The organism is Mycobacterium sp. (genome assembly GCF_049802695.1).
Lineage (GTDB): Bacteria > Actinomycetota > Actinomycetes > Mycobacteriales > Mycobacteriaceae > Mycobacterium.
This window is the reverse complement of record NZ_JBARMY010000404.1, coordinates 1-3,219: the sequence shown is the minus strand read 5'-3', so window position 1 is coordinate 3,219 and position 3,219 is coordinate 1. Positions and strand designations below refer to the sequence as shown.

Below are 3,219 nucleotides of genomic sequence, written 5' to 3'. Positions count from 1 at the left end.
ACCCGGGTGGTGGCCGCGGTGCGCTGCGCACCGCCGGACAACGCGCCGAGCCCGGCCGAGCGTACGACGTGTGCTCCATGGCTGACAGCCGAGTGGCGGGTGACCGGCGGCGACGTTCGGGTGATCGTGGCGCTGGGTGGTTTCGGCTGGCGAGCGGCGCTGGATATGGTCCGCTCCGGTGGTGGGCAGGTTGGCCGGCCGCTGCCGAAGTTCGGTCACGGCGCCACCGCGGCAGTGCGCGCAGTGCACGGCGAAGTGGTTTTACTGGGCTGCTATCACCCGAGTCAGCAGAACACGTTCACCGGCAGGCTGACACCGGACATGCTCGACGACGTCTTCGGCCGGGCCGCCGAGATTGCCAATGCGCCCTGACAGCGGCACCGTCGGGCGCACCGGCTGATCGGGAACGTCCCACGCGGTGCGGGCGTTGAGGCCGTCATGCGGCTTTCCGTTCTTGATCTCGTCCCGGTCCGCACCGACCAGTCGACCGCCGACGCGCTGGCGGCCACAGTGCGCCTGGCACAGACCGCGGACCGGCTCGGCTACACCCGCTACTGGTTGGCCGAACATCACAACATGCCGTCGGTGGGCGCCACCAGTCCGCCGGTGTTGATCGCCTATCTGGCTGCTCAAACCACGCAGTTGCGGCTGGGGTCCGGCGGCGTCATGTTGCCGAATCATGCGCCGCTGGCGGTGGCCGAGCAGTTCGCCCTGCTGGAAGCGGCCGCGCCGGGCCGCATCGACCTGGGTATCGGCCGGGCGCCCGGCTCTGACCCGGTGACGTCGCTGGCGCTGCGGGGATGGAGCGGACGCGACGGCTCGGCCCTTCAGCAAGACGTCGAGAATTTTCCGGAATATCTCGACGACGTGGTCGCACTGATGGGGACGCGCGGGGTGCGGGTGCCGATCCGCAACCAGGACTACATCTTGAAGGCCACCCCGGCCGCCGTCACCGAACCACGACTGTGGCTGCTGGGCTCGTCGATGTACTCGGCGCACCTGGCCGCGGCCAAGGGGCTCCCTTACGTGTTCGCCCACCACTTCTCCGGCCAGGGAACCGAAGAAGCGCTCGCACTCTATCGGTCACGGTTCGTACCCAGCGCGCTTGCCGCCGAACCGGTGACATTCTTGACGGTGAACGCCGTCGTAGCCGAAACCCGGGATGAGGCAGTGGATTTGATCCTCCCGAACCTGCACATGATGTCGCGGTTGCGCACCGGGCAGCCGCTTGGACCGGTGGAACTCGTCGAGGACGTGCCAAGCGCCGACCTCACACCTGCGCAGCAACACATCGTGGCCAGCGGGCTCGAGCGCGCCGTGGTCGGGGCACCGGCAGAAGCCGCCGATCAGGTGCGGGCGCTCGCCCAACGGTTCGACGTCGACGAGGTGATGGTGCACCCGGTCGCCTCAGCACGGCGTGGCACCGACCCCGCGACCGCACCGGCGCGCGAGGCCACCTTGCAACTGCTGGCCAAAGAACTGTTCTAGCGGGTGGTCAGCACCACGACCGGGATCGGCCGGGACGTCTTCTTCTGGTAGGCGGCGTACCGGTTGCCGTTGTTGGCGTTGACAATTCGCCACAATCGGTCGTAGTCCTGGTCGCCGGGCGTGACCGGATCGGCGGTGACACCGAAGCGTTTCGGCCCGATATTGATTTCGGCATCCGGACGCGCCCGCAGGTTGTGGTACCAGCCGGGCGCCCGCGGGTCGCCACCTTTGGACGCCACGATCAGATATTTGTCGCCGTCGCGGGCGTAGGTCAGCGAGGTGGTTCGGGGCTTGCCGGTCTTGGCCCCGGTCGTGTGCAGCAACAGGCTGGGTATCCCCAACGTTCTGTGCCCGACCCATCCGTTCGTTCTGCGATAGACGGCGTCGTGCACGCGCAGCACCCGGGGCAGCAGACTCTGCTCGAACCAAGAGGGAAGCGCCATCGGTTCAGTATCGACCGACGAACCGCCGCCCGCCAGTGGTTGCCGCACTGTGGGTGCTCTGGCCTCCGCTAATTCGGCTTGAGCACGAACACCGGGATCGGCCGCTTGGTGCGCTGCTGGTAACTGGAGTACCGGCTGGAGTTGTTCTTGTTGACGATCTCCCACAACCGCAGGTAGTCCTCGTCGTCCGGGCTGACCTCCAGTGCGGTCACCGCGAAACGCTCAGGGCCCACGTTGATTTGAGCGTCGGCACTTTTGCGGAGGTTGTGGTACCAGCCCGGGTAGCGATCCGCGCCGCCGTTCGAGGCGACGATCAGGTAGGAGTCGCCGTCGCGCGCATAGGTCAGCGCCGAGGTGCGCGCCCGGCCGGTTTTGGCTCCGACGGTATGCAGCAGCAGGCTCGGTGGCGCACCCGGGATCCGGTGCCCGATCCGGCCGTTGGTCTTCCGGTAGATCAAGTCGTGGACATGCAGCAGCCGTAAGCCGACTTGCTCGATCGGCGAGAGATGGGTCATGCGCCCAGTCTTACTGGTCGGTGTCGATCCGCGCCAGCGCGTCGCGAAGCAGCTGTCCGGTTTCCTCCGGATTCACATTGCGTCGCAGCAGCGCCCCTTTGGCGAGCGACAGCCTGTCGCCTTTGCGGCGCGGCAAGATGTGCAGGTGGATGTGCCGTACGGACTGAAAGGCCGCGGGCCCGTCGTTGAGGGCCACATTGGTCGCGTCGGCCAGATCCGTCGCGCGGGCTGCCAGGGCAATGCGCTGGCCGATGGTCACCAGGTCGGCCAGTATGTCGGGCGGGGTGTCCGTCAAGTCGGCGGTGTGCCGTTTCGGCACAACCAACGTGTGGCCCCGACTGATTGGCCGGGTGTCCAGGAAGGCCAGGTAGTCGTCGTCTTCGTAAATTCGGACGGCCGGAGCCTCTCCGGCCACGATAGAACAGAACACGCAGGACATGCCGCCACGGTAGCGGCTTACCCACCGGTGCGGACCGCCGCCCGCGCTACGCTACCGCGGTGCAAGACAGCGAGGTGGCGTTCGCAGGTGCGGCCGAGCAGGCGCGGATGCTGGCCAACGGACAACTCACCGCACCGGCGCTGCTCGAAATCTATCTCGAGCGGATCGCCCGGCTGGACCCGCAACTGCGGTCCTACCGCGTCGTGCTGGCCGACACCGCCCGGGAAGAGGCCGCCGCTGCGCAGCGCCGCCTCGACGCCGGTGCGCGGCTACCGCTGCTGGGCGTGCCGGTCGCGGTCAAAGACGACGTCGATATCGCTTGTCAGACTACGAC

6 protein-coding genes are annotated in these 3,219 nt (G+C 67.5%); 3 read left to right on the top strand and 3 right to left on the bottom strand.

The annotated features are described in order from the left end of the window. Together WA317_RS16485 and WA317_RS16480 are read left to right on the top strand one after the other, a co-directional pair. Positions 1-372 (top strand): uracil-DNA glycosylase family protein (locus tag WA317_RS16485; protein ID WP_425174049.1); only part of this gene is annotated, 372 nt, incomplete at its 5' end. 66 nt (positions 373-438) lie between these two features. Then, entirely contained in the window at positions 439-1,488 is a 1,050-nt protein-coding gene (locus WA317_RS16480; protein ID WP_425174048.1) for an LLM class flavin-dependent oxidoreductase, read from the top strand. Here the strand turns inward: WA317_RS16480 and WA317_RS16475 are convergent. The 3 genes from WA317_RS16475 to WA317_RS16465 all read right to left on the bottom strand — a co-directional run bounded on the left by WA317_RS16475 (position 1,485) and on the right by WA317_RS16465 (position 2,885). Further along, positions 1,485-1,931: a nitroreductase family deazaflavin-dependent oxidoreductase gene (locus WA317_RS16475; RefSeq protein WP_425174047.1), complete on the bottom strand. Its 447-nt coding sequence runs from the start codon at positions 1,929-1,931 to the stop codon at positions 1,485-1,487. The two genes, WA317_RS16480 and WA317_RS16475, sit on opposite strands and share 4 nt — an antisense overlap. 68 nt (positions 1,932-1,999) lie before the next feature. Beyond that, on the bottom strand, positions 2,000-2,446 hold the full coding sequence (locus WA317_RS16470) for a nitroreductase family deazaflavin-dependent oxidoreductase (protein ID WP_425174046.1): 447 nt from the start codon (positions 2,444-2,446) through the stop codon (positions 2,000-2,002). Between the two features lie 10 nt (positions 2,447-2,456). Beyond that, a complete protein-coding gene (locus WA317_RS16465) occupies positions 2,457-2,885 on the bottom strand; it encodes an HIT family protein (protein WP_425174045.1) in 429 nt (142 codons plus the stop codon). Positions 2,886-2,992: 107 nt separating this feature from the next. Between WA317_RS16465 and WA317_RS16460 the strand changes: the two genes are divergently transcribed. Further along, positions 2,993-3,219: amidase family protein (locus WA317_RS16460; RefSeq protein ID WP_425174050.1), on the top strand; the 227-nt coding region annotated here is incomplete at its 3' end.